At 32.7% G+C, this 22,189-nt stretch carries 21 protein-coding genes and 1 other RNA gene; 6 read left to right on the forward strand and 16 right to left on the reverse strand.

All coding sequences use genetic code 11. The features are described from left to right. Positions 1 to 56 precede the first annotated feature (56 nt). The 4 genes from fsa to ffs form a co-directional block, all read right to left on the reverse strand. Entirely contained in the window at positions 57 to 713 is a 657-nt protein-coding gene (fsa, locus tag BXU10_RS17345; RefSeq protein WP_031457487.1) for a fructose-6-phosphate aldolase, read from the reverse strand. A gap of 146 nt (positions 714 to 859) precedes the next feature. Next, on the reverse strand, positions 860 to 1,054 hold the full coding sequence (locus BXU10_RS17350; protein ID WP_078228816.1) for a hypothetical protein: 195 nt from the start codon (positions 1,052 to 1,054) through the stop codon (positions 860 to 862). Positions 1,055 to 1,058: 4 nt separating this feature from the next. Continuing rightward, positions 1,059 to 1,862 carry an SDR family oxidoreductase gene (locus BXU10_RS17355; RefSeq protein ID WP_078228817.1) on the reverse strand — a complete coding sequence of 268 codons (804 nt, stop codon included), beginning with the start codon at positions 1,860 to 1,862 and terminating at the stop codon, positions 1,059 to 1,061. A 168-nt stretch (positions 1,863 to 2,030) separates the two neighbouring features. Continuing rightward, an RNA gene (ffs, locus tag BXU10_RS17360) (signal recognition particle sRNA small type) lies at positions 2,031 to 2,127 on the reverse strand. 88 nt (positions 2,128 to 2,215) lie between these two features. Between ffs and BXU10_RS17365 the strand changes: the two genes are divergently transcribed. Together BXU10_RS17365 and hutI are read left to right on the forward strand one after the other, a co-directional pair. Continuing rightward, positions 2,216 to 3,268, forward strand: a complete 1,053-nt coding sequence (locus BXU10_RS17365; RefSeq protein ID WP_078228818.1) for a glutaminyl-peptide cyclotransferase — start codon at positions 2,216 to 2,218, stop codon at positions 3,266 to 3,268. Between the two features lie 110 nt (positions 3,269 to 3,378). Then, complete coding sequence (gene hutI, locus BXU10_RS17370) at positions 3,379 to 4,617, forward strand: imidazolonepropionase (RefSeq protein WP_078228819.1); 1,239 nt, start codon at positions 3,379 to 3,381, stop codon at positions 4,615 to 4,617. Between the two features lie 50 nt (positions 4,618 to 4,667). On the opposite strand, the gene BXU10_RS17375 is transcribed toward hutI, so the two are convergent. Beyond that, a complete protein-coding gene (locus tag BXU10_RS17375) occupies positions 4,668 to 5,546 on the reverse strand; it encodes a hypothetical protein (protein WP_031457482.1) in 879 nt (292 codons plus the stop codon). Between the two features lie 97 nt (positions 5,547 to 5,643). Here BXU10_RS17375 and BXU10_RS17380 point away from each other — a divergent pair, with 97 nt between their 5' ends. Further along, positions 5,644 to 6,681 carry a formimidoylglutamase gene (locus tag BXU10_RS17380; RefSeq protein ID WP_078228820.1) on the forward strand — a complete coding sequence of 346 codons (1,038 nt, stop codon included), beginning with the start codon at positions 5,644 to 5,646 and terminating at the stop codon, positions 6,679 to 6,681. 111 nt (positions 6,682 to 6,792) lie between these two features. Further along, positions 6,793 to 8,043, forward strand: a complete 1,251-nt coding sequence (locus BXU10_RS17385) for a DEAD/DEAH box helicase (RefSeq protein WP_078228821.1) — start codon at positions 6,793 to 6,795, stop codon at positions 8,041 to 8,043. Here the strand turns inward: BXU10_RS17385 and BXU10_RS17390 are convergent. The 3 genes from BXU10_RS17390 to aroC all read right to left on the reverse strand — a co-directional run bounded on the left by BXU10_RS17390 (position 8,040) and on the right by aroC (position 12,747). After that, positions 8,040 to 10,253 (reverse strand): response regulator, encoded by a 2,214-nt coding sequence (locus BXU10_RS17390; RefSeq protein ID WP_223255492.1) that lies wholly within the window; start codon positions 10,251 to 10,253, stop codon positions 8,040 to 8,042. The genes BXU10_RS17385 and BXU10_RS17390 overlap by 4 nt on opposite strands. 125 nt (positions 10,254 to 10,378) lie before the next feature. After that, positions 10,379 to 11,638: a dicarboxylate/amino acid:cation symporter gene (locus tag BXU10_RS17395; RefSeq protein WP_078228823.1), complete on the reverse strand. Its 1,260-nt coding sequence runs from the start codon at positions 11,636 to 11,638 to the stop codon at positions 10,379 to 10,381. A gap of 50 nt (positions 11,639 to 11,688) precedes the next feature. Then, entirely contained in the window at positions 11,689 to 12,747 is a 1,059-nt protein-coding gene (gene aroC / locus BXU10_RS17400) for a chorismate synthase (RefSeq protein ID WP_078228824.1), read from the reverse strand. Between the two features lie 184 nt (positions 12,748 to 12,931). Between aroC and BXU10_RS17405 the strand changes: the two genes are divergently transcribed. Beyond that, complete coding sequence (locus BXU10_RS17405; RefSeq protein WP_078228825.1) at positions 12,932 to 13,759, forward strand: UDP-2,3-diacylglucosamine diphosphatase; 828 nt, start codon at positions 12,932 to 12,934, stop codon at positions 13,757 to 13,759. A gap of 152 nt (positions 13,760 to 13,911) precedes the next feature. Beyond that, positions 13,912 to 14,406 carry a hypothetical protein gene (locus BXU10_RS17410; RefSeq protein ID WP_078228826.1) on the forward strand — a complete coding sequence of 165 codons (495 nt, stop codon included), beginning with the start codon at positions 13,912 to 13,914 and terminating at the stop codon, positions 14,404 to 14,406. A gap of 62 nt (positions 14,407 to 14,468) precedes the next feature. On the opposite strand, the gene BXU10_RS17415 is transcribed toward BXU10_RS17410, so the two are convergent. The 8 genes from BXU10_RS17415 to BXU10_RS17450 form a co-directional block, all read right to left on the reverse strand. Further along, positions 14,469 to 14,894 (reverse strand): protease complex subunit PrcB family protein, encoded by a 426-nt coding sequence (locus tag BXU10_RS17415; RefSeq protein ID WP_078228827.1) that lies wholly within the window; start codon positions 14,892 to 14,894, stop codon positions 14,469 to 14,471. A 27-nt stretch (positions 14,895 to 14,921) separates the two neighbouring features. Then, positions 14,922 to 16,058 (reverse strand): N-acetyl-alpha-D-glucosaminyl L-malate synthase BshA, encoded by a 1,137-nt coding sequence (bshA, locus tag BXU10_RS17420; protein WP_031457473.1) that lies wholly within the window; start codon positions 16,056 to 16,058, stop codon positions 14,922 to 14,924. 366 nt (positions 16,059 to 16,424) lie between these two features. Beyond that, positions 16,425 to 17,072 (reverse strand): hypothetical protein, encoded by a 648-nt coding sequence (locus tag BXU10_RS17425; RefSeq protein WP_078228828.1) that lies wholly within the window; start codon positions 17,070 to 17,072, stop codon positions 16,425 to 16,427. Positions 17,073 to 17,198: 126 nt separating this feature from the next. Then, positions 17,199 to 17,681, reverse strand: a complete 483-nt coding sequence (locus BXU10_RS17430) for an ABC transporter ATPase (protein WP_078228829.1) — start codon at positions 17,679 to 17,681, stop codon at positions 17,199 to 17,201. Between the two features lie 85 nt (positions 17,682 to 17,766). Further along, on the reverse strand, positions 17,767 to 18,558 hold the full coding sequence (locus BXU10_RS17435; protein ID WP_078228830.1) for a (Fe-S)-binding protein: 792 nt from the start codon (positions 18,556 to 18,558) through the stop codon (positions 17,767 to 17,769). Positions 18,559 to 18,693: 135 nt separating this feature from the next. Further along, positions 18,694 to 20,025 (reverse strand): (Fe-S)-binding protein, encoded by a 1,332-nt coding sequence (locus tag BXU10_RS17440; protein WP_078228831.1) that lies wholly within the window; start codon positions 20,023 to 20,025, stop codon positions 18,694 to 18,696. Positions 20,026 to 20,030: 5 nt separating this feature from the next. Then, positions 20,031 to 20,996 carry an MlaD family protein gene (locus BXU10_RS17445; RefSeq protein ID WP_078228832.1) on the reverse strand — a complete coding sequence of 322 codons (966 nt, stop codon included), beginning with the start codon at positions 20,994 to 20,996 and terminating at the stop codon, positions 20,031 to 20,033. A gap of 50 nt (positions 20,997 to 21,046) precedes the next feature. After that, complete coding sequence (locus BXU10_RS17450) at positions 21,047 to 22,177, reverse strand: N-acetylmuramoyl-L-alanine amidase (RefSeq protein WP_078228833.1); 1,131 nt, start codon at positions 22,175 to 22,177, stop codon at positions 21,047 to 21,049. Between the last annotated feature and the right edge of the window lie 12 nt (positions 22,178 to 22,189).

Consider the following 22,189-nt stretch of genomic DNA (forward strand, 5'->3'; position numbering starts at 1 on the left):
AAACTCCCGTTCTACATATTGTAAAACGGGAGTTTTAATTTATAAAATATCTAAAACTATTTATTTCCTTTTTCAAAATCAGCCACAAACTGAGCCAATCCGATATCAGTTAATGGGTGTTTCAACAAACCATAAATTGCAGAAAGAGGTCCTGTCATAACATCTGCACCAATTTTAGCGCAGTTTACAATATGCATCGTATGACGTACAGAAGCCGCTAAGATTTGTGTCTCATATCCATAGTTATCATAGATTTCTCTGATTTCCTGAATCAAATTCAGACCATCTGTAGAAACATCATCTAAACGGCCAATAAAAGGTGAAACATAAGTTGCTCCTGCTTTAGCAGCCAATAAAGCCTGACCTGCAGAAAACACAAGAGTTACATTTGTTTTAATTCCTTTATCTGAGAAATATTTTGCAGCCATAACTCCTTCTTTTGTCATTGGCAATTTCACTACAATTTGCTCATGTAAATCAGCTAATTCCTCACCTTCTTTCACCATTCCTTCAAAATCCAGCGCATTTACTTCAGCACTTACATCTCCATCAACAAGATTACAGATATCAACATAATGTTTCAAAATGTTGTTTTTTCCTGTAATCCCTTCTTTTGCCATCAAAGACGGGTTTGTTGTTACACCATCTAAAACACCTAATGCCTGTGCTTCTTTAATCTGAGCTAAATTAGCTGTATCAATAAAAAATTTCATAATTATATTTATTTAATTGTGTTCATAATCTGGGCGTGCCCCAAGGGTCGGGTGTTCCGCTGTATCTTTTTATTTTTAAAGAAAAAATAAAAAGGATGCCGCTTCTACCCCCTCACGCAAAACCGGTGCAAAATTACAACTAATAATTATTTTGAAGGATCCTTTTGATTTAATTGTTTTAATTCATCTCTGATTTCTTCCAAAACTCTTAAAGTATCTTCTTTATAAACTTCCGAATTATTAATTTTATTACTTATTGTACTTAGTATTCTGCGAATTACAAACCAAATAACAACAAAAATAGCTATGATAATAATAGGCTGAATGATTTCTTTATCCATAATATTACAATTTATAATGATTCATTAACATTTTTTCATACATCTTATCCGGAAGCACACGTTTTAAAACAATTGAAAACTTCTGCATAAAAACACCCACTTTATAATGTACTTTTGGACTTTTTTGCTGCATGATTTTATAAACAGCCTCAGCCATTTCATTCGGATTACTTCCTGCATCAACATGTTCATTCATAGTTGCAAGCGTATCACCATAAACTTTTTCATAAGCCGATCCCTTAATAACCGGAGCATGAAAACGCCCTGAAGCGATATTAGTAGCAAAATCGCCCGGAGCAACATTTGTAATCTGTATTCCGAATTGCTTTACCTCCATTCGCAAAGCTTCTGTAATCAGCTCCAAAGCTCCTTTTGAAGCCGAGTAAACGCTGCGATACGGCAATCCCATATATGCAGCAATCGAAGTAATATTGATAATCAGACCTGATTTTTGTTCACGCATCTGAGGCAAAACAGCTTTCATCACTTCAATTGGTCCAAAAAAATTGGTTTCAAAGTTATTCTTGATTTCCTCCATCGGAATTTCTTCCAAAGGACCTGTAATCCCCACACCTGCATTATTAATCACAACATCTAACCGTCCTGAAGTTTCTATGATTTTAGCTATAGCATTTTTAATTGATTCTGCATTTCGAACATCCAGAGCAACAAGTGGAAAAACAGAATTTACTACTTTATCAGGATTTCGGCTTGTTCCGTAAACCACGAAGCCTTTTTGATGTAAAAACTCTCCAATTGATTTTCCAATCCCTGAGGATCCTCCGGTAATTAAAACGACTTTGCTCATTTTTAAGTTAGATGTTAAATGTTATAAGTTAAATGTATTTTTGTGTTAGAAGCTATTCTTACGGTTAAAACTTCTAACTTTTAACCTCTAACTTTTAACTCCCAAAAGGGTAAAAATAAAAAAATCCTCCCGAAGGAAGACTACTTTTGTATAAATTCTAAAAATAAAAAATGGCAAGCGACCTACATCGCACCGCTCAACCACGTACCCTTGCTATGTTCCCATCCTGGGGAGTCTGCAGGAGCTGGTCGTGTAGGACTTGCCGGTGCAAATATACAATCTTTTTATATTTTTGCAAGAGCTTTGTTGCTATAAAAATATCATCGTATATTGGACTATTCAAATTTTAAACCATGAAAAAACATAACTTTCTAACTGCCATATTATTAGGAATCACATTGATTGGCTGTGGGGATAAAAATAAAGGTGAAAATTCTTTATTTACTATAGACGATTCTGCATTTCCGGCACATTTTACGCCTCAGGAAGCCATTTCAATTACTGTTTTAAATCCAAAATCGAAAGAAATCGACAGTATTGCCTACTTTGTAAACGACAAAAAAGTGGGAAGTACAAAAGGTTCCGAAAAATTTAAGTTTGAATTAAAAGATCAAAAATTAGGATATCAATACTTAAAAGCGACTGTTTATTTTGGCACCGATTCATCTGAAGCTACAAAAAGAGTTGAGTTAGTTTCTAACGTTAATCCTAAACTATTGAAGTATAAAATTGTCAATACTTTCCCTCACGACAAAAAAGATTTCACCGAAGGATTAGAGTTTTACAATGATACTTTATACGAAAGTACTGGTCAGGAAGGGGCTTCTTTCATAAAAAAATACGATTATAAAACAGGTAAAGTTTTCAAAAAAATTGATTTGGATTCAAAATATTTTGGAGAAGGCATTACATTCATAAATGGTAAATTATTTCAATTGACCTATAAAAACAAAAAAGGTTTTATTTATGATGCTAAAACATTAAAACTGGAAAAAACTTTTGATTACGAAAAAGATATTCAGGGCTGGGGGATGACAAATGACGGAAAATATATCTATCAAACGGACGGAACTGAAAAAATCTGGAAAGTAGATCCCGCAACTCAAAAAATGGTAGATCATATTAATGTATACTCTGGAGATTCTAAAATTAAAGAGGTTAATGAATTGGAATGGATTGATGGAAAAATTTATGCTAATGTATGGTTTAAAGACGCCATTGCAGTTGTAAACCCAAACTCTGGTGCTGTTGAAGAAATTTTAGATTTGTCCGCATTAAGAAAAACTATGACAGACGTTAAGAAAGATGATGCTTTAAACGGAATAGCTTACAATCCTAAAACAAAGACGATTTTTGTAACAGGTAAAAATTGGAATAAAATGTTCGAAATTACCGTTTCTGAATAAATCTAAGAAAATAATTTACACATAACTTTCACAGATTTCACGGCTTAGTTCGTGATAATTTGTGAAATTTGTGTTTTTATAGCATTCTAAATAAAATTAAATCTAAGGCAATGATCACTTTAATTAAAAACATAAAAGAACTGCTACAGGTTCGTGAAACTTCTGTTTCGAAAGTTTCAGGCGCTGAAATGGCAATTCTTCCCACTATCAAAAATGCCTTTTTAATTATAAAAGACAATCTCATTGCTGATTTTGGTGCTATGGAAAATCTTCCGGAAGTAAAAGCTGATAAAATTATTGACGCAACAGGAAGAATTGTCCTTCCATCCTGGTGCGACAGTCATACACACATCGTGTATGCAGGCAATCGCGAGCAGGAGTTTGTTGACAGAATTAATGGATTTACTTATGAGGAAATTGCAAATCGTGGCGGCGGGATCCTAAACTCTGCAAAAAAGTTAAACGAAACATCCGAAGAAGAAATCTACGAACAGTCCAGAATTCGTTTAGAAGAAGTAATGCGTTTAGGAACCGGAGCTGTAGAAATAAAATCGGGTTACGGCCTGACAATTGAAGGCGAATTAAAAATGCTTCGTGTTATTAAAAGACTGGCAGAAAATTATCCAATTTCAATTAAAGCTACTTTTTTAGGCGCTCACACATTTCCAATACATTATAAAGAAAACAAAGCGGGTTATATTGATGAAATCATTACGAAAATGATTCCTGAAATTGCTCAGAATAAGCTTGCAGATTATGTTGATGTTTTTTGCGAAAACGGCTATTTCTCTGTAGAAGAAACGGAAAAAATCATGCAGGCAGGAATCGATTTTGGCTTAAAGCCGAAAATTCACGTAAACCAATTTAATTCTATTGGAGGAATTCAAGCTGGAGTTAAATTTAACGCTCTTTCTGTAGATCATCTGGAAATTATGAATCCAGAAGACACTGAAGCTTTAAAAGGAACAGAAACAATGCCAGTTGCATTACCATCGTGCTCTTATTTTTTAAGCATTCCTTACACCCCTGCAAGAGAAATGATTACTGCAGGATTACCAATTGCTTTAGCAACCGATTTTAATCCTGGTTCTACTCCGTCAGGAAACATGAATTTTGTAGTTGCCACAGCATGCATCAAAATGAAAATGACTCCAGAAGAAGCCATAAACGCAGCTACCATAAACGGAGCCTATGCCATGGGAATTTCAGAAACCCACGGAAGTATTAGAAAAGGCAAAAAAGCCAATCTGATTATCACAAAACCTATTTCATCCTATTATCAGATTCCATATGCTTTTGGAAGCAACTTAATAGAAAGTGTATTTATTGAAGGTGAAATTTTCTCATAAAAAAAGAGGAGTTTGAGCTCCTCTTTTTTATACAATACTGATTTTTTTTCTTATCTTAAAGAAAAGCTTGTTTTAGAAACCAACTCGTCATTATCAAAAATATTAATAAAATAAGTTCCTTTTTCGAAATCCTTACCCGGCAAATCCTCAGAAACATTCACTGATTTATTTTCATACTGCACTGTTGTTTTAAAACTGTATGTCAATGAATTATCACCAAAACTTTCTGTCTTTTTATCACCTAAAACATTATTTTTGCTGTCAATAACCTGTACATAATAGCTTTTGTCTCCAGACTTGGCAATTTGGTTTTCAGCAATAGTAAAACTTATTTTTAAAACATCAGCACGGCTTGCTTTATCAGTTTCAATTTGCTTTCCTGAACTTCTCAGTTTGTAAGCAGCAGTTTTTGTATTTAAAACAGACAATTTAGAACCTTTTTCAACAGTTTTAGCTAAGGCCTCATTTTGCCCTACTAAAACTTCATTAAACTTTTTAGATTCTCCCAGGACAACAATTGTGCTGTCTCTTTGAACTGTTAAAACACCATTTTGTTTTTTTAATTCATCATTTTCAGCAACCAAAGTCTTCATTTTAGTCTGCAATCCCTGAACCTGTGATTTGAATTTAGAAACATCCCCTTTTGATTTATTTAAGTCATCCATCAAAGCCACAACTTTGTCTCTTTCCTGAATTAACTCATCTGACATCGAAGTGTTTTCAGCAATAGCAGCATCATATGTTGCTTTCAATTCCTGAAGATCTTTCATTACAGATTCTTTTTCTGTCAGAGTGTGTGTAAGTTCTGTTTTTACACCATCAGAATCAGAAGAAAGTTTAAAAATGTATACTAAACTACCAATTAGTAGGACTGCTAAAACAGCGATTACCGCCTTTAGACTTGAGTTGTTTTTGTTTGGGTTTTCCATATTTAATAATTTTCTTTAATAACAAATTTAAATAATTAATGTAAGGTAATAACGTTAGTTAACACAATTATATTATTTTTGGATAATATTTTTTTTTATGGATAAATTAATCCCTTTTACTGTTAATGATTTAGCAAAAGTCACCAACCACCGAAGTGGTGAGATAAAATTTGGGGAAAAAATGATTACTATTCCAAAAGGAGTAGATATAATTGATTTTTTAAAAGAAAGTGAGGCTAAATATGTGCTTTTAGGCATTCCTGAGGATATTGGCGTACGTGCTAATTACGGAAGACCCGGTGCAGCATCTGCATGGGAAAGTGCTTTAAAAAGCATTGCCAACATTCAGCACAATCGTTTTTGTAAAGGAAGTCAAATTATCATTTTAGGGCATATCGATGTAGCTCAAGAAATGCGTGATGTTGAAAATCTGGATTTCAACGATATTGATGACCGATCAAAACTGAGTCAGCTGGTTGAAAAAATTGACAAAGAAGTTTCTCATATTATCTTTACTGTAATCAAGGCTGGAAAAACACCTATTATTATTGGCGGAGGGCATAATAATGCTTACGGCAATATAAAAGGCTCTGCACTTGCAAAAGGAAAGCCTATAAATGCTATCAATTTTGACGCTCATTCAGATTTTAGGATTCTTGAAGGACGTCATAGCGGAAACGGATTTTCGTATGCGTATGAAGAAGGTTTCCTTAAAAAATACTTCATTTTTGGTTTACATGAAAATTATACCTCAAAAAGCGTACTGGATATTATAAAAAAACTGGAAGACCGCGTGCGTTACAATACTTATGACAGCATCAACATACGTGAGGAAAAGGATTTTAATAATGAAATGATAGCTGCACTTGAATTTATAAAAACTGATTCATTTGGGATAGAAATCGATTTGGACGCTATTCCAAACATTGCCAGCAGTGCCATGACAATAAGTGGTTTTTCAATCGAACAATTACGGCAGTTTATCTCCTATTTCGGACAGCATAAAAATGCTGCTTATTTACATATTTGTGAAGGAGCACCTGATCTGGACAGCTCACCAAACAATCATTTAATTGGCAAATTAATTGGCTATCTGATAACCGATTTTATCAAAGCTAATCACGAAAAAGTGTAATTATAATTTTCCCTTTTCCAAATAAACCCCGAATCAATTAAACGATTGACCGAATAAAACTATCTTTGCACAGAATTTAGCACTTAAAACTAAATTCTTAACACATAAGATATGTTATTCGAAGATTTATCACTTTCAAAAAGTATACAAAAAGCCGTATTTGAAGAAGGCTACCTAAACCCTACACCTATTCAGGAACAAGCTATTCCGATTGTTTTGGCCGGGAGAGATTTAATTGGCTGTGCACAAACCGGTACAGGAAAAACAGCCGCATTTGCGATTCCGATTATTCATCAATTACACCGAATTGTAGGCTCATCAAAAAAAGCTAAACAAATTCGTGCCCTTATAGTTACTCCAACACGTGAACTGGCCGTACAAATTGGACAAAGTTTTGATACGTATGCCAAATACACCAACCTGACTCAGTTGACAATTTTTGGCGGAGTTTCTCAAAATCCACAAGTAGATACACTAAAAAAAGGAGTTGATATTTTGGTAGCAACACCAGGAAGACTTTTAGACTTACAAAAACAGGGATTTCTTGATTTAGATCATTTACATGTCTTAGTATTGGATGAAGCTGATCAAATGCTGGATATGGGATTTGTAAACGATGTAAAAAAAATAGTAAAACTAACCCCTAAAAACAGACAAACACTATTTTTCTCAGCTACTATGCCAATAGCTATAAGAGAATTGGCAGAAGTGTTTTTAACAGAACCTGAAACAGTTACCGTATCTCCTGTATCTTCAACTGCAGAAAATGTGGAGCAACGCGTTTATTTTGTTGACAAAACAGAAAAAAGAAACTTACTTTATCATTTAATAAAAACAGAGGGGCTATCAAATGTACTGGTTTTTGCAAGAACCAAACATGGAGCAGATAATGTGGTTAAAGCGCTTCGTAAAAAAGACATTCCCGCAGAAGCTATTCACGGAGACAAATCTCAAAATGCAAGACAACGTGTTTTAGATGCTTTTAAAAACAAAGAAGTTGGTGTATTAGTTGCTACAGACATTGCTGCAAGAGGAATTGATATTGATCAGTTACCATTTGTAATTAATTTTGATTTACCAAATATTCCGGAAACCTATGTGCATCGAATTGGCCGAACCGGACGTGCTGGTAATGGGGGAATTGCAATTTCATTTTGCGGTAAAGACGAACATCCGTATTGGAAAGACATTCAAAAATTAATAAAAGTTGATGTAAAAACCATTAGTGATCATCCGTACCAATGGCATGCCGGAAGCCCTGAAGCAACTTCAGAAAAACCTAAAAATTCAAACAGAAGCGGTGGTGCTCATAAATCAAGAAAATCAAATGCATCTAAGCAAAACAAAAAGCGTTGGTACTAATAACCAACGCTTTTTTCTTCTAAAATAAGATTATTTATTATTCTGAATAATTTATCAGGTTCAAAAGGCTTAACTATAATATCATTCATTCCTGAAGAAATAGCTTCATCAGCAATCTCATCCTTATCAAAAGCAGTGAGAGCCACAATAGGCGTTACATTCCCACTGGAACGGATTCGCCTGGTTGTTTCAAATCCATTCATTAATGGCATATTAATATCCATTAAAACAACATCAAACTCTTCTTTTTTAAGCAAATCAATTGCTGCAAAACCATCATCTGCAACACTACATTTATAATTATTTCTTTCAATTATTTTTTTTGTAACCAGCTGATTCACAAAATTATCATCTACTATTAAAACTTTAAACTGAGAATTGAATTCAAAATCAAATTGATCAACAGCGGCCTTATTTTTTTCAGGATTTTTCTTAAATGGAATTGTAAAAGTAAATGCTGTACCCTTCCCTATTGCACTTTTTAAGGAAATAGTACTTCCAAACAAATTAAGCAACTTCTTTACAATGCTCAGTCCTAATCCTGTGCCCTGATAATCCTCTTCTTTCCTTCCCACTTGTACAAACTTCTCAAAAATCTTGCTTTGATCAGCTAATGCAATACCAATACCATTATCTTTTACCTTAAATTCAATAAAATGATTATCCTCTTCAATCTTCGACAATTTTGCTTTTATTGTAACTTTTCCGTTTTTGGTAAATTTAAGTGCATTTCCAACCAAATTCATTAAAATCTGACCAAATCTAAGCTTATCACCGATTAAATATCGAGGAATTTCCGAATCAATATTAACCAAAATTTGATTATTATTTTTTTTAGATAAAAATGATAAAGAATTTTTAATCATATCGATCTCTTCTAATAAATCAAAAGTCGAATTTTCCAAAACGACTCTATTTTCTTCTATTTTATTAATTTGAAGAATATCATTTACCAGGGTCAGTAAATATCGGGCAGAAAACTTTAATGAACTGAGATAAGGGCTTCCCGACAATTCTTTGTGTTCTTCTAATAACATATTCGTAACACCCACCACGCCATACAAAGGAGTTCGTAATTCATGACTTATGGTAGAAATAAACTGTGTCTTCAGCAACGATGCCTCTTCAGCAATCTCCTTTGCTTTTAAAAGCTCTTCATTTGCTTTTTTCTTGATAACAATATTTTTATATAAAGTAAAAATCAATATTAAAAAAACAAACGATATTATAATAAATAAAACAACAATAATTCTGGACTTTTTAAGACTTTGGGATTGTGTAATCTTTTCGTTTTCAATTTTATCTATTTCTCTTTTGTATTCATCAAGCTCTAAATTAAATCCTGCAACAGAGGCTTTTTTTAACTTTTCCTGACCATACAACTCATCAGTAATTTTATTATAATTAGACAAATTTTCGTAAGCTTCTTTATACTTTCTGATTTTGATCAAAAAATGGGAGTATTCTAAATATGCATAGGACAAGTCAGATTGTTTCTCACCTTGTTCCTCAGTATTTTTTCCTGAATCAATTGATTTTTTAAAATAGGCATCTGCTTTTTTATAATCCATTTTATGACTGTAAAACATACCATTAAGCATGTTTACAACAATTGCAACTGATTCATCCCCATCCCTCTTTTGATATAAATTTATAAATTTTAAAAAAGGAGCACCTTCATCAAAACGCCCAATATCAAAATAAACCCAGGCAATATTTACGTTTATAAAATAAACCTGCTTAAAATCATTGATTTTTAAACCATAAGCAATTGATTTTTTGTAATAACGGATACCTTTATCTAACTGTTTTTTTTCAAAACAATAGATATTTCCCAAATTATTATAAATACTATACTTTATTGAATCTGCAGTTGTTCTATTAGCATAAAACAAACTCTTGTTGTAGAAAAAAATAGCCTTATCAAATTCTGACAATTCATTATAATTATCAGCAATAATTCTATAACAGTCGGCAATTAAAAAATTATCTTTTTTTAAAAAAGCATAATTTAAAGCTACCCTGGAATTAATTAATGATTTTTCAAAATTTGATTTTTTTAAATATAAACATGCCTGACTAATTAATTCATCAATTTTAGCATCTGAAATTTCTTTAGAATGTACAATTACTGGATTACAAAAGCAATACAGAAATAACAAGTACAAAAAAATCCTCATTTGGGGCATAATTGGGGCTAATTTCGCCAAATATACACTTTAAAACAAAAAGAGCTGTATTTGATCAACAAATTACAACTCTTTTATATAAAATATCTGTAAAAACTTATATTTAAAGCTCTTAAGTATTAATTCTTATTGAATCCTTTTGCTTTTTATTCTTTATCTGCTTCCCATTGCCCCACTACTGAAGTTGCCAAAGCATTTCCTAAAACATTTGTTGCACTTCTGAACATATCGCAAAAATGATCAATCGGTAAAATCAAAGCAATTCCTTCAACCGGAATATCAAACATACCACAGGTTGCCGCCACTACAACCAAACTTGCTCTTGGTACACCTGCAATTCCTTTACTGGTTAACATTAAAACTAAAAGCATAACCATTTGGGTACCTAAATCTAAATGCACATTGTAAAACTGTGCAATAAAGATACTTGCAAAAGTCATATACATCATACTTCCGTCAAGATTGAAAGAATATCCAAGCGGCAACATAAAAGAAACGATTCTATCTTTTACTCCAAAACTTTCTAATTCTTCCGTCAATTTTGGAAAAACGGCTTCACTGCTCGTTGTTCCAAAAGCAATTGCTAAGGGCCCGGTTATACGTTTTAATAATTCGATCATTCTTCCTTTTAAGAAAATAAAACCAACCGCAATCAAAACAACCCACAATGTGCCTATTCCTAATAAAAACGAACCGAAGAACTTAAAGTAAGTTATTAATAATTCTTCAGCATCTCTAACAGCAAATACTCCTGCAATAGCTCCAAAAACTCCAATTGGAGCGAAGTTCATTACATAATTCACCATTTTTAATACAATATGTGACATTTTATCTAAAGCGCCTATAACCGGTTTTACTTTAGCTCCTAAAGATGCCGCAGCTAATCCGAAAAATATTGAAAAGATTACAATCTGCAGAATTTCGTTAGTTGCCATAGCTTCAATAATACTCTTAGGAACAATATGCTCAACAAAATTCTCAAAAGATAAATTTTGCGTTTTAGCCGTTACCTCAGAAGCAGCTCCCATATCAACATTCCCTAATTTAATACCAACACCCGGCTCTAAAATATTTACATAAAAAAGCCCTATTAATAAGGATATAAAAGAAGCAGTAAAAAACCATCCAAGTGCCTTACCTCCAATTCTTCCAACACTTTTAATATCTCCCAATTTTGCAATTCCGACTACCAGAGTAGTGAAAACCAACGGAGAAATAATCATTTGAACCAATCGAATAAAAATAGTTGCCAGCATTTTTATTTTATTGCTGAACGATTGTGCTGCTTCAGTTGAAATCGAATTATGCAATATGATTCCTAAAATAGCACCCAAAATCATGGCTATTAAAATTTGACCTGTCAGTCCGGAAAAAAAAGATTTTTTTTGCTTTTGGATTGTATCCATTATTGTTTGAATTTATAATTAAAAAAAGACCCTCACTGCCTGCTTTTAAATTAATATGTCTTGTTGATCAAATAAAAATCAGCCAAAACAATAGCTGCCATAGCTTCTACGATAGGCACAGCTCTTGGCACTACACAAGGATCATGACGTCCTTTTCCGGTCATTGGTGTGATATTTCCTTTATTATCTAATGAATCCTGAGTTTGCATGATAGTCGCAACAGGTTTAAAAGCTACCCTGAAATAAATATCCATCCCATTACTGATTCCGCCCTGTATTCCTCCTGAAAGATTTGTTTTTGTAGTTGCGTCAGGATTGTATAAGTCGTTATGCTCGCTTCCTTTCATTTCTGAACCAGAAAAACCGCTTCCGTATTCAAAACCTTTTACTGCATTAATAGACAGCATTGCTTTTCCTAATTCTGCGTGAAGTTTATCAAAAACCGGTTCCCCTAAACCAACAGGTACATTCTGAATTACACATGAAACCACTCCACCAACTGTATCTCCCTGCTTGCGGATATCACGAATATACTCTTCCATAATTGCTGCTGATTTTTCATCAGGACAACGTACAGGATTACTTTCTATCTTTGAAAAATCCAATTCCTGATAAGGTGTATCTAAATGAATTGGACCTACTGATGAAACGTAGGCATTAATCTTAATTTCAGGCAGCATTTGTTTCGCAATTGCTCCTGCTACTACTCTGCTTGCAGTTTCACGTGCCGAACTTCTTCCGCCTCCGCGATAATCCCTAAAACCATATTTCTGATCGTATACATAATCAGCATGGCTTGGCCTGTAATTATCTTTTATATGTGAATAATCATCTGATTTTTGATTGGTATTCGGAATAACAAATCCAATTGGAGTTCCGGTAGTTTTTCCTTCAAAAATACCTGATAAAAACTGAACTGCATCCGGTTCTTTTCGTTGAGTTACAATTGCGGACTGTCCCGGTTTTCTTCGGGCCATATCCAATTCAATCGCTTCAAAATCAAGTTCAATTCCTGATGGACAACCGTCTATGATTCCGCCTAAAGCTTCCCCATGAGATTCTCCAAATGTGGTAACTTTATATAGTGTGCCGTAGCTATTTCCTGCCATTATAATTAGTTTTGAGCAAATGTAAGTTTTATGAATTAAATTAAAAAATTTAAAATTAGTATTCCCCGATAACTCTCTTTTGAAAAATCATAATTTATTAAAACTGAAGCTAAATTGATAACCTTATGATAAAACAAAACTCATTTCAGTTTCTTTAATTTGTTAAACTTCAAATTAAGAAAAATTGAAAAAAAGAAATGTCGAATTAGTCATCATTTCCGATGTACATTTAGGAACTTACGGCAGCCATGCAAAAGAGCTAAACAACTACCTTTCAAGCATTAAACCAAAAACATTAGTTTTAAATGGAGACATCATTGATGCCTGGCAATTTAGAAAATCTTACTTCCCAAAATCACATTTAAAAGTTATTCAGCGTATAATTGGAATGGCTTCAAAAGGTACAAAAGTATATTATATTACTGGAAACCATGATGAAATCCTGAGAAAATTTAGTGATATGAATATGGGGAATTTTTCTTTGTTAGATAAATTAGTTTTAGAATTAGACGATAAAAAGGCATGGATTTTTCACGGTGACGTTTTTGATGCATCTGTACAACATTCTAAATGGATTGCAAAATTAGGTGGTTTAGGTTATGATTACTTAATTCTATGCAATCGATTTGTAAATTGGTTTTTAGCCAAACTAGGAAGAGAACCTTATTCATTTTCAAAAAAAATAAAGGCCAGTGTAAAAAAAGCCGTTAAATTTATTTCAGATTTTGAAACTACTGCTACTGATCTCGCCATAGAAAAAAAATACGATTATGTTATCTGTGGGCACATTCATGAACCCAAAATTATTGAAAAAGAAAATAAGTATGGTTCAACTTTATATTTAAACTCGGGAGACTGGATTGAAAATTTAACTGCCTTGGAATATCACAAAAAACGATGGAAATTATTCTCGTATTCTAATGCAGACTTTACTGAAACAGACGAAAATCTTTTTGAAATGGAAGATATTTTAACATCACAATTAATTACTTCGATCATAAAACAAAAGTAACTTTTTAACAACTAACAACTTACCTAAAAATTAGCTTAACAGTAGATGTTTTTTTGATAAAATATGGGAATTACATAACAATTTTAAATAATTTTATACGTTTGAGTTGAACAATAATTATAATTTTGAACAAAAATTAATAACCATTTTTTATGAAAAAAATCATTTTATCTGCTATTACGCTATTAGGTATAGCGTTTACTGCGCAATCACAACAAATTTCTAAACATGCATTAGGATTACGTCTGGGAGACAATAACGGATTTGGAGGAGAAGTATCATACCAATTAGGGTTGAACCAAAAAAACAGACTTGAATTTGACTTAGGGTTGAGAGACAGTAAATATGTTAATGCTATAAAAGGAGTTGCTCTATATCAATGGGTCTGGAACATTGAAGGAGGTTTCAACTGGTATGCCGGTGTTGGAGGTGGTGTTGCAGCCTGGGATTATGATGGTCCTGGTGATTATGATGGAGATCGTAGTGACACATATATTTTTGCAGCCGGTGATATTGGCATAGAATACAGATTTAAAGAGTTCCCTCTTACCTTATCATTAGATGCCAGACCTGAAATTGGATCAGGATATTACGATGACGATAACTTTGGCTTCGATGTAGGTCTAGGAGCAAGATTTAGATTCTAAATTTCTAAATAAATCATCTACTTTATAAAAAAAATCCTGTCGTTTATGCGACAGGATTTTTTTTACTTAACAATTATTTCTTTTTTAGAATGTACTTTAACAACCGTGTAAGGATAGCTAATTACCTGGATCACCATAGCATCTTTAGCAGGAGCATTTTCTTTAACAGTAATAATAATATTTTTTTCTGTTTCTTCTACTTTTTCAACTCCTATTGAGTAGCCTCCACTGTTCTTTTCACCCATATTCAGAATCACATAATTAGAATTATTAATATCATCCTGTTTCATCTTACTCTTTAAAAGCGGGTCATTCTGAAGCATTAAAATTTCATTTGGCTCACTCAAAATCTCAAAAAATTTGATATTTCCACCACCGTCAGATTGTTGTGTTAAAACTTCATACAATGCGACATTTGATTTTGATGTTTTTTTTGCTCCACAGGAAATCAAAACAAAAACTGCTAAAACCGAAATTACTTTTTTCATTTACCGTTTTTTTTTTATGGGTTAAATCTATTCTTTATAATCGTCTATTGCTTTTTGATATAACGCTTCATATATAGGTAATATGTTTTTAATATCGAATTTTTTTGCAACCTCTAAAGCATTATTTTTAAACTCTTTCAAAACTGCATCATCTTTAAGAATTTTAATCGCATTTGAAGCCATTTGCTCAATATCTCCTACATCACTCAGGTATCCTGAAATACCATCAAAATTTACTTCCGGCAAACCACCTGAATTACTTGAAATCACCGGTACTCCGCATGCCATCGCTTCTAAAGCGGCCAAACCAAAACTTTCTGTTTCTGAAGGAAGCAAAAATAAGTCTGTCAAAAGTAAAATTTTATCAATCTCATTACTGTTTCCAAAGAAAATTACCTTATCATAAATTCCCAGCTTCTGACATAAAATTTCTGCCTTTTCTTTTTCAGGACCATCACCAACCATCATCAATTTAGCTGGCATTTCTTTCTGGATCTGATAGAAAATCTTAATAATATCCGGAATTCGTTTTACCTTTCTAAAGTTACTGATATGCGTAATAATACGCTCATTTTCCTTTGCCATAACATTACGATGACAAGGAGCAAGCGGGTCTTTTTTAACTTTATCTAATTCAATAAAGTTAGGAATCACCTTAATTTTATTTTTAATTTTAAACAATTTCAGCGTATCATCTTTCAAACTCTGCGAAACAGAAGTCACATAATCAGATTTATTGATACTGAAGGTCACTGCAGGTTTATAAAAAGGATGATTTCCAACCAGCGTAATATCCGTTCCGTGAAGCGTTGTAATCATTGGAAGATTAATCCCTTCGTTTTTTAGCATTTGCTTCGCCATATAACCCGCATAAGCATGTGGAATTGCATAATGAACATGAAGCAACTCTATTTTATAAAGTTTCACCATATCAACCAATTTGCTTGACAAAGCCAATTCATAAGGCTGATAATGAAAAAGAGGATACTCAGGAACGTTTACTTCGTGATAATGAACATTCGGATTTAAAAGTGCTAATCGTACCGGCTGGCTATACGTAATAAAATGTATTTCGTGTCCTCTTCGGGCTAATTCCAGACCTAACTCTGTGGCTACTACCCCACTACCACCAAATGTAGGATAACAAACTATTGCTATTTTCATGTATTAAATTTAATACTACGAAAATACTCAAAAATCACGTTTAAATAAGTATTTACAATGTTAGATTTTTTAGAAAACTTCAACTCCTTACTTCTTTTATCCTTATTAAAGTTAAAGGATAATAATCTATAAATTCAACTTAAAACCAAGAGTTTCTTATTTAGCTTAAGGAGCAAAAAATCAATTTTCAAAAAACAATTTATCCCGCTGTCCGTTAAATCTTTTATGGTCTGGTTAAAAAACGAAACCATAAAAGGATAAAACTCCCATCGGGGCTAGTTTAGAGGTTTCGTTTTTATAAGAAATAAAAATAAGATTACAATATTAATTAAAAAAACTAAATTCAAAATCTACCAAAGCTGTTGTCTAAAAAAATATAGCAACAACTATTAAAACCAACTGAAACAAAAGCAGCAGCCAGAAAACCAAAAATGAAGGTTCAATAGTTTCAGACACAAATCTTTTTATATTACCTGAAATAACTTCGGATAGTTTAAGATCTTTATTAGCGAAATCTACATTATCAAAACTGATTTTATTGAGTAAATAACTAATTACTTTTTTCTTGATCTTAGAACTTTCCTTATCATTTTTATTCGCTTCCAAAAGTTTCAATTTTAGCATTGTTTTATTCGAAATTGAATTAGTCCAATTATTAGAAGCTGTCAATTTATCTACAAGTAAGACAATTTTCCCTTCAATGTAACCTCCCATCTTGTTTTCCCAAATTTGATGAATAGCAGTCTGGATAGCTACTTTGTTTGCAAACATGAAATAGGCCAAAATAAACATTGGAGCGCCAATAAATAAAAGAAATCCACAGAAATTATGAGAAAATAGATTTATCAGGTATACATATATACTTCCGTGTCCGCCTCCAGCTCCACCATTGTCCTGAAATAGAATTATTAAAAAACATATTAATGTAAATAAAGTTCCAACCGATACAATTGTAAACCATCTGAAGGATGATTTTGCTGTAATTTTAGCAATAATCTTAATTTCTTCATTCATAAGTATTTATCTTTTTATTTTAGTATTTGTTTACAATAATACATTTTTAATAAGTAAAAACCTATTTTTATAAACAAAAAAGGCATGAAAAATGAATTTCATGCCTTTCGATAAATAGTATTATTTTTAAAAAAATCTGCTATGCCAGCTGTCGGCGGCAGGAACTTCCCAAGACTCATTAAACTCTTCAATATTATTTACTAAATTATTAAAAACTATCGTATTCTCAGATACCGATTTATCTTTAACCATTTTCTTGAAATCAATTAATGTTTTGTGGGCAATATGCTCTCCAAGTTTAAAAGTTACGTTCATTTTATCCAATAAATCAACATTATACTTTTTCTCTAAACCCTGAATAAACTCAACAGAACTATCAATTGAACAGCCTGTAGCAGCCTGCACATCCTGATTAACAGCCAATATTATAAATCGATTGTATTTAAGCAAAAAAGAAGCTTCAAGACTTGTTCCATGCGCGGCCCATTCTTCTACAAAAGCTTTTAAATCAGTTTCAATATCAGAAAATTCTTCCTCAGAAAATTTTCTGTTCGATTGATAAATCCAAACTCTGGATTCACCTGGTAAATTTTCAAAAGGTATATACATTTTTAATTTTAGATTTTATTTTTTTGTTTCAAGTTTCAGGTTTCAAAACTTAGAACCTTAGCCTCTTAATAGCTCAGAATCCTAACTAAAGATCTTGTGCATTCGCAATTAACTCAGCAATATCCATTACTTTAACCTGACCTTCTTTTTCTTTGTTTTTGATACCGTCCGTTAACATCGTATTGCAAAACGGACAACCTGCTGCAATAATATCGGGTTGGGTTTCAAGTGCATCTTCGGTTCTTTCAATATTTACCTCTTTATTTCCGGGTTCTGCATCTTTAAACATCTGTGCTCCCCCAGCTCCACAACACAAACCATTAGCTTTTGAACGTTTCATTTCAACTAATTCAACGTCCAGTTTCTCAATTAAATTTCTTGGTGCTTCATAAATTTTATTAGCCCTTCCTAAATAACACGGATCATGAAAAGTAATTTTTTTGCCTTTAAACTGACCACCTTCCACAGTAAGTCTTCCTTCGTCAATTAATGACTTCAAAAACTCCGTATGGTGAATAACTTCATAATTACCTCCCAATTCAGGATATTCATTTTTTAAAGTATTAAAACAATGTGGACAGGCAGTAACTATTTTTTTTGCTTCATAAGCATTCAAAACCTCAATATTCATCATGGCCTGCATCTGAAATAAAAACTCATTTCCTGCTCTTTTTGCAGGATCTCCGGTACAGCTTTCTTCAGCACCCAATACAGCAAAAGAAACGTTTGTACGATTAAGAATTCGCACAAAAGCTTTTGTGATTTTTTTTGCCCTATCATCAAAACTTCCTGCACAACCAACCCAAAACAACACTTCCGGTTGTTTTCCTTCTGCTAACATCTCTGCCATTGTTGGTACTACTAAACTTTCTGACATCTTATTATTTTGTTATATCGGTTAATCATTGAATTGCTTAAACGTTGATAACGAATTGACAACCCATTTGTAAAACCTAAATTATTTTAAAATCGGCAAACGGTTATAAACAAGCAACCATTTAAACAATAAATCCTAATTCTCGTTTTTCCAGTTCAATCGGTCTTGCTGGCTGTATTGCCAAGGTGCACCATTATTTTCAATATTTGTCATCATAGCGTTTAATGACATCGGGGCAGCACTTTGTTCCATTACCAAATAACGACGCATATCCATAATAATAGACAGCGGACTTATATTAACGGGACATTCTTCAACGCAGGCATTGCAAGACGTGCAAGCCCACAATTCTTCGGGAGTAATATAATCGTTTAATAATGTTTTATTATCCGGAACAAAAATACCTTTATTGCTATCTATATTTTTTCCTACTTCCTGCAAACGGTCTCTCGTATCCATCATAATCTTACGAGGAGATAATTTTTTTCCTGTTTGATTTGCAGGACAAGAAGATGTACAACGTCCACATTCTGTACACGTATAAGCATTTAATAATTGTACCCAGTTTAAATCCTGAACATCACTTGCACCAAATTTTGCAGGAACTGCATTTTCATCTACAGGAGCAGCAGCAAACGGATCGGCATTTGGATCCATCATTAATTTTACTTCTTTGGTAACCGACTCAAGATTATTAAATTTTCCTTTAGGATTTAAATCTGCAAAATAAGTATTTGGAAATGCTAAAAGAATATGAAGGTGTTTTGAGAAATACAAGTAGTTCATAAAAACCAAAATACCAACAATATGCAACCACCAAAAAACTTCAAATAACAAAACCACCAATTCATTTGACATTCCGTTAAAAACAGGAGCTATGAATTGACTTACCGGAAAACTTCCTGCCTTATGAAAAACTCCTCCCGGAACATTTTGCAAATGCAAATCAGAGGCATTCATCAGTAAAAACAAAACCATAAGAACGGTTTCAAAATACAAAATATAATTAGCATCACTTTTAGGAAATCCGGTTAAATCCGAATGTATAAAACGTTTTAATCTAATCAGATTTCTTCTAATCCAGAAAACTGTTACTGCAAAAATTACAAGTATTGCTAATATTTCGAAAGAAGCTATTAAGATATCATAAACAAATCCCAGATAAGGGGCAAAAATTCTATGAGTTCCAAATAACCCGTCAATAATTATTTCAAGTAATTCGATATTAATAATTATGAACCCCACATAGACAACAATATGAAGTATTCCGGCTATAGGACGCTTAACCATTTTTGATTGTCCCAGTGCAATCAAAGCCATATTTGCCCAACGTGCTTTAGGATTATCTTTTCTGTCTACATCAACTCCCAAATTGATATTTCGAATGATTTTTTTTACGTTTGAAGCAAAAAAAGCGAAACCAGCTATCAGCACTATAGCAAATAAAATATTATCTAGATAGCCCATTACTATTATTTTTTAGTTGTCGAATTTACATCTTCTGTCGGAGCTACATAAGGTTTATTTTTCTTTCCAAAAACAGAAACATTTACATAGCGTGTTGGATTAAGGCGCACATCCTGTAATAATAATTCTAATTCTTTTGAAGTTTTTGACAAATTAGTATACAGGGCATCATCATTAAGTAATTTTCCGGCAGTTCCTTTCCCCGAATTCAAATTACTCATAATACCGTCAACTTTTGCAAGTGTCTGATTTAGATTTCTAACCGTTTTACCTAAATCGGCCTTGTTTAAAGAATCAGAAATTTTATTAAAATTGCTTGACATTTTATTAAAATTTGTCACAACTCCGTTAATCTGCCCTTTATTAGTATCTAAAATAGAATTAAGGCTTCCTGAAGCTCTATGAAACTGCTCCATAGTCTGACTCAATTCTGACAATGATTTCTTTAAATCTTCCTGTCCTTTTTTATCCAAAACATTGTTTAGTCCGGAAACCAAAGTATTAATATTTGCAAGCATTAAATTTAATTGCTGCTGAATTGGCTCAATTTTACCACCTAAGGACTCTGTTAATCCTAATTCTATAGCAGCCTCCAGAGTTTGCCCATCTACCGCAAGGTTTTTATCTTCCAGATTTGGTATAATTTTAATTTGTTTTCCTCCAATTAAGCTTGGGGAATATAATGCTGCTTTACTGGTTTTAGAAATTGGAAAATCAGTTTTTAACTGAAGCTCTACTAATAACTTACCTGTTGTTTCATTGATTGTAATTTTACTTACTTTACCAATCCCAAGTCCGTTTAAAGTTACTGGAGCTGACTGTGGCAAATCTTCTACATTATCATATTCAACATATAAAGTCTGATAATTAGTAAAAAGGTCTTTCCCTTTTAAAAAACTATACCCCCAAATAAATAATAAAATTGATGCGATGACTAAAATAGCCGTTTTGATTTCTCTTGTTAGTTTCAAAATTGTAAGTGTTTGTACAAAAATAATATAAATATTCGAACTTACCAGTATTATTTGATGGCGTCCTGAATGTTGATTTTTTCACCATTTTTAGTCGCTACTAAAAAAGAAGCACCATATCCTTTACTTTTAGCTTCTTGCAAATATTTTTTAGCGCTTTCGTAATCTGAAGTCTCCTGATAAAAATATTTATAAATATTATTTTCATAGATCATCGTTACATTTTTTAACCCCTTGAAGTTTTTAGGCTCTAAAGGTGTCTTTTTTATACTGGCAATAAGCTGCACCTTAAAAAAAGTTCCTTTTACAGTATCCTTAACTGTTTTTGGAGTATTTTGAACGGTTTTAGGCTTTGCAGGGATAGAAGTGTCTCTTGCAGGCTTTATGTCGTTTATTTCTGGGGCGCCTGTTCCAAAGTATTCTCTTTTATAACTTAAAATAGCCTGAGCAATTGCCTGAGCTATATCATCCTGTCCTGCTTCTGAATTTAAAATATCTCCTTCAGTAGGATTAGAAACAAATCCTGTTTCTACTAAAACCCTTGGCATGTAAGCCTTATGAAGTACCATAAAAGGAGCTTGTTTTACTCCTTCTCCTCTAATTTTTTTTCCAAGTTTTGCAAAATTATCTTCAATTTTACTAGCTAAGGAAATACTGTTATCCAAATATTCTTCCTGCATCAACATCATTGCCGTCATTGACTCAGGCGAATTGGGATCAAATCCTTCATACTTACGTTTATAATCTTTTTCGAGTGTAATAACCGAGTTTTCTTTTTTCGCTGCTTCAAGATTCGAAGAAACTTTACTCAAACCCATTACATATGTTTCTGTTCCGTCTGCAGCTGTATTTTTATTGGCGTTGCAGTGTATCGAAACAAAAATATTGGAGTTGGCTCTGTTAGCAATATTGGCCCTTTCTACCAAATCAATAAAAACATCCGTTTTTCGGGTATATATAACATGAACATTTGGATTAAGTTCTAAAATCTTTCCTACTTTCAAAACAATAGCCAAAGCAATATTTTTTTCAATACGACCACTATAAACAGCACCAAAATCATGATCTCCATGTCCTGCATCAAGTGTTACTTTAAAAACATTTGACTGAGAGTAAACAGAAAAACACGTTATGGTCAGAAAAAAAATAAATATTAGTTTAGTTTTGTTAAAAATGTTCATAAATCTAAAAGT

The organism is Flavobacterium sp. LM4, from assembly GCF_002017935.1.
GTDB classification, from domain to species: Bacteria; Bacteroidota; Bacteroidia; order Flavobacteriales; family Flavobacteriaceae; genus Flavobacterium; species Flavobacterium chungangense.

Coding starts and splice junctions, on each gene's coding strand:
- fsa (WP_031457487.1), bottom strand. CDS start 713: ATGAAATTTTTTATTGATACAGCTAATTTAGCTCAGATTAAAGAAGCA.
- BXU10_RS17350 (WP_078228816.1), bottom strand. CDS start 1,054: ATGGATAAAGAAATCATTCAGCCTATTATTATCATAGCTATTTTTGTT.
- BXU10_RS17355 (WP_078228817.1), bottom strand. CDS start 1,862: ATGAGCAAAGTCGTTTTAATTACCGGAGGATCCTCAGGGATTGGAAAA.
- BXU10_RS17365 (WP_078228818.1), top strand. CDS start 2,216: ATGAAAAAACATAACTTTCTAACTGCCATATTATTAGGAATCACATTG.
- hutI (WP_078228819.1), top strand. CDS start 3,379: ATGATCACTTTAATTAAAAACATAAAAGAACTGCTACAGGTTCGTGAA.
- BXU10_RS17375 (WP_031457482.1), bottom strand. CDS start 5,546: ATGGAAAACCCAAACAAAAACAACTCAAGTCTAAAGGCGGTAATCGCT.
- BXU10_RS17380 (WP_078228820.1), top strand. CDS start 5,644: ATGGATAAATTAATCCCTTTTACTGTTAATGATTTAGCAAAAGTCACC.
- BXU10_RS17385 (WP_078228821.1), top strand. CDS start 6,793: ATGTTATTCGAAGATTTATCACTTTCAAAAAGTATACAAAAAGCCGTA.
- BXU10_RS17395 (WP_078228823.1), bottom strand. CDS start 11,638: ATGGATACAATCCAAAAGCAAAAAAAATCTTTTTTTTCCGGACTGACA.
- aroC (WP_078228824.1), bottom strand. CDS start 12,747: ATGGCAGGAAATAGCTACGGCACACTATATAAAGTTACCACATTTGGA.
- BXU10_RS17410 (WP_078228826.1), top strand. CDS start 13,912: ATGAAAAAAATCATTTTATCTGCTATTACGCTATTAGGTATAGCGTTT.
- BXU10_RS17415 (WP_078228827.1), bottom strand. CDS start 14,894: ATGAAAAAAGTAATTTCGGTTTTAGCAGTTTTTGTTTTGATTTCCTGT.
- bshA (WP_031457473.1), bottom strand. CDS start 16,058: ATGAAAATAGCAATAGTTTGTTATCCTACATTTGGTGGTAGTGGGGTA.
- BXU10_RS17425 (WP_078228828.1), bottom strand. CDS start 17,072: ATGAATGAAGAAATTAAGATTATTGCTAAAATTACAGCAAAATCATCC.
- BXU10_RS17430 (WP_078228829.1), bottom strand. CDS start 17,681: ATGTATATACCTTTTGAAAATTTACCAGGTGAATCCAGAGTTTGGATT.
- BXU10_RS17435 (WP_078228830.1), bottom strand. CDS start 18,558: ATGTCAGAAAGTTTAGTAGTACCAACAATGGCAGAGATGTTAGCAGAA.
- BXU10_RS17440 (WP_078228831.1), bottom strand. CDS start 20,025: ATGGGCTATCTAGATAATATTTTATTTGCTATAGTGCTGATAGCTGGT.
- BXU10_RS17450 (WP_078228833.1), bottom strand. CDS start 22,177: ATGAACATTTTTAACAAAACTAAACTAATATTTATTTTTTTTCTGACC.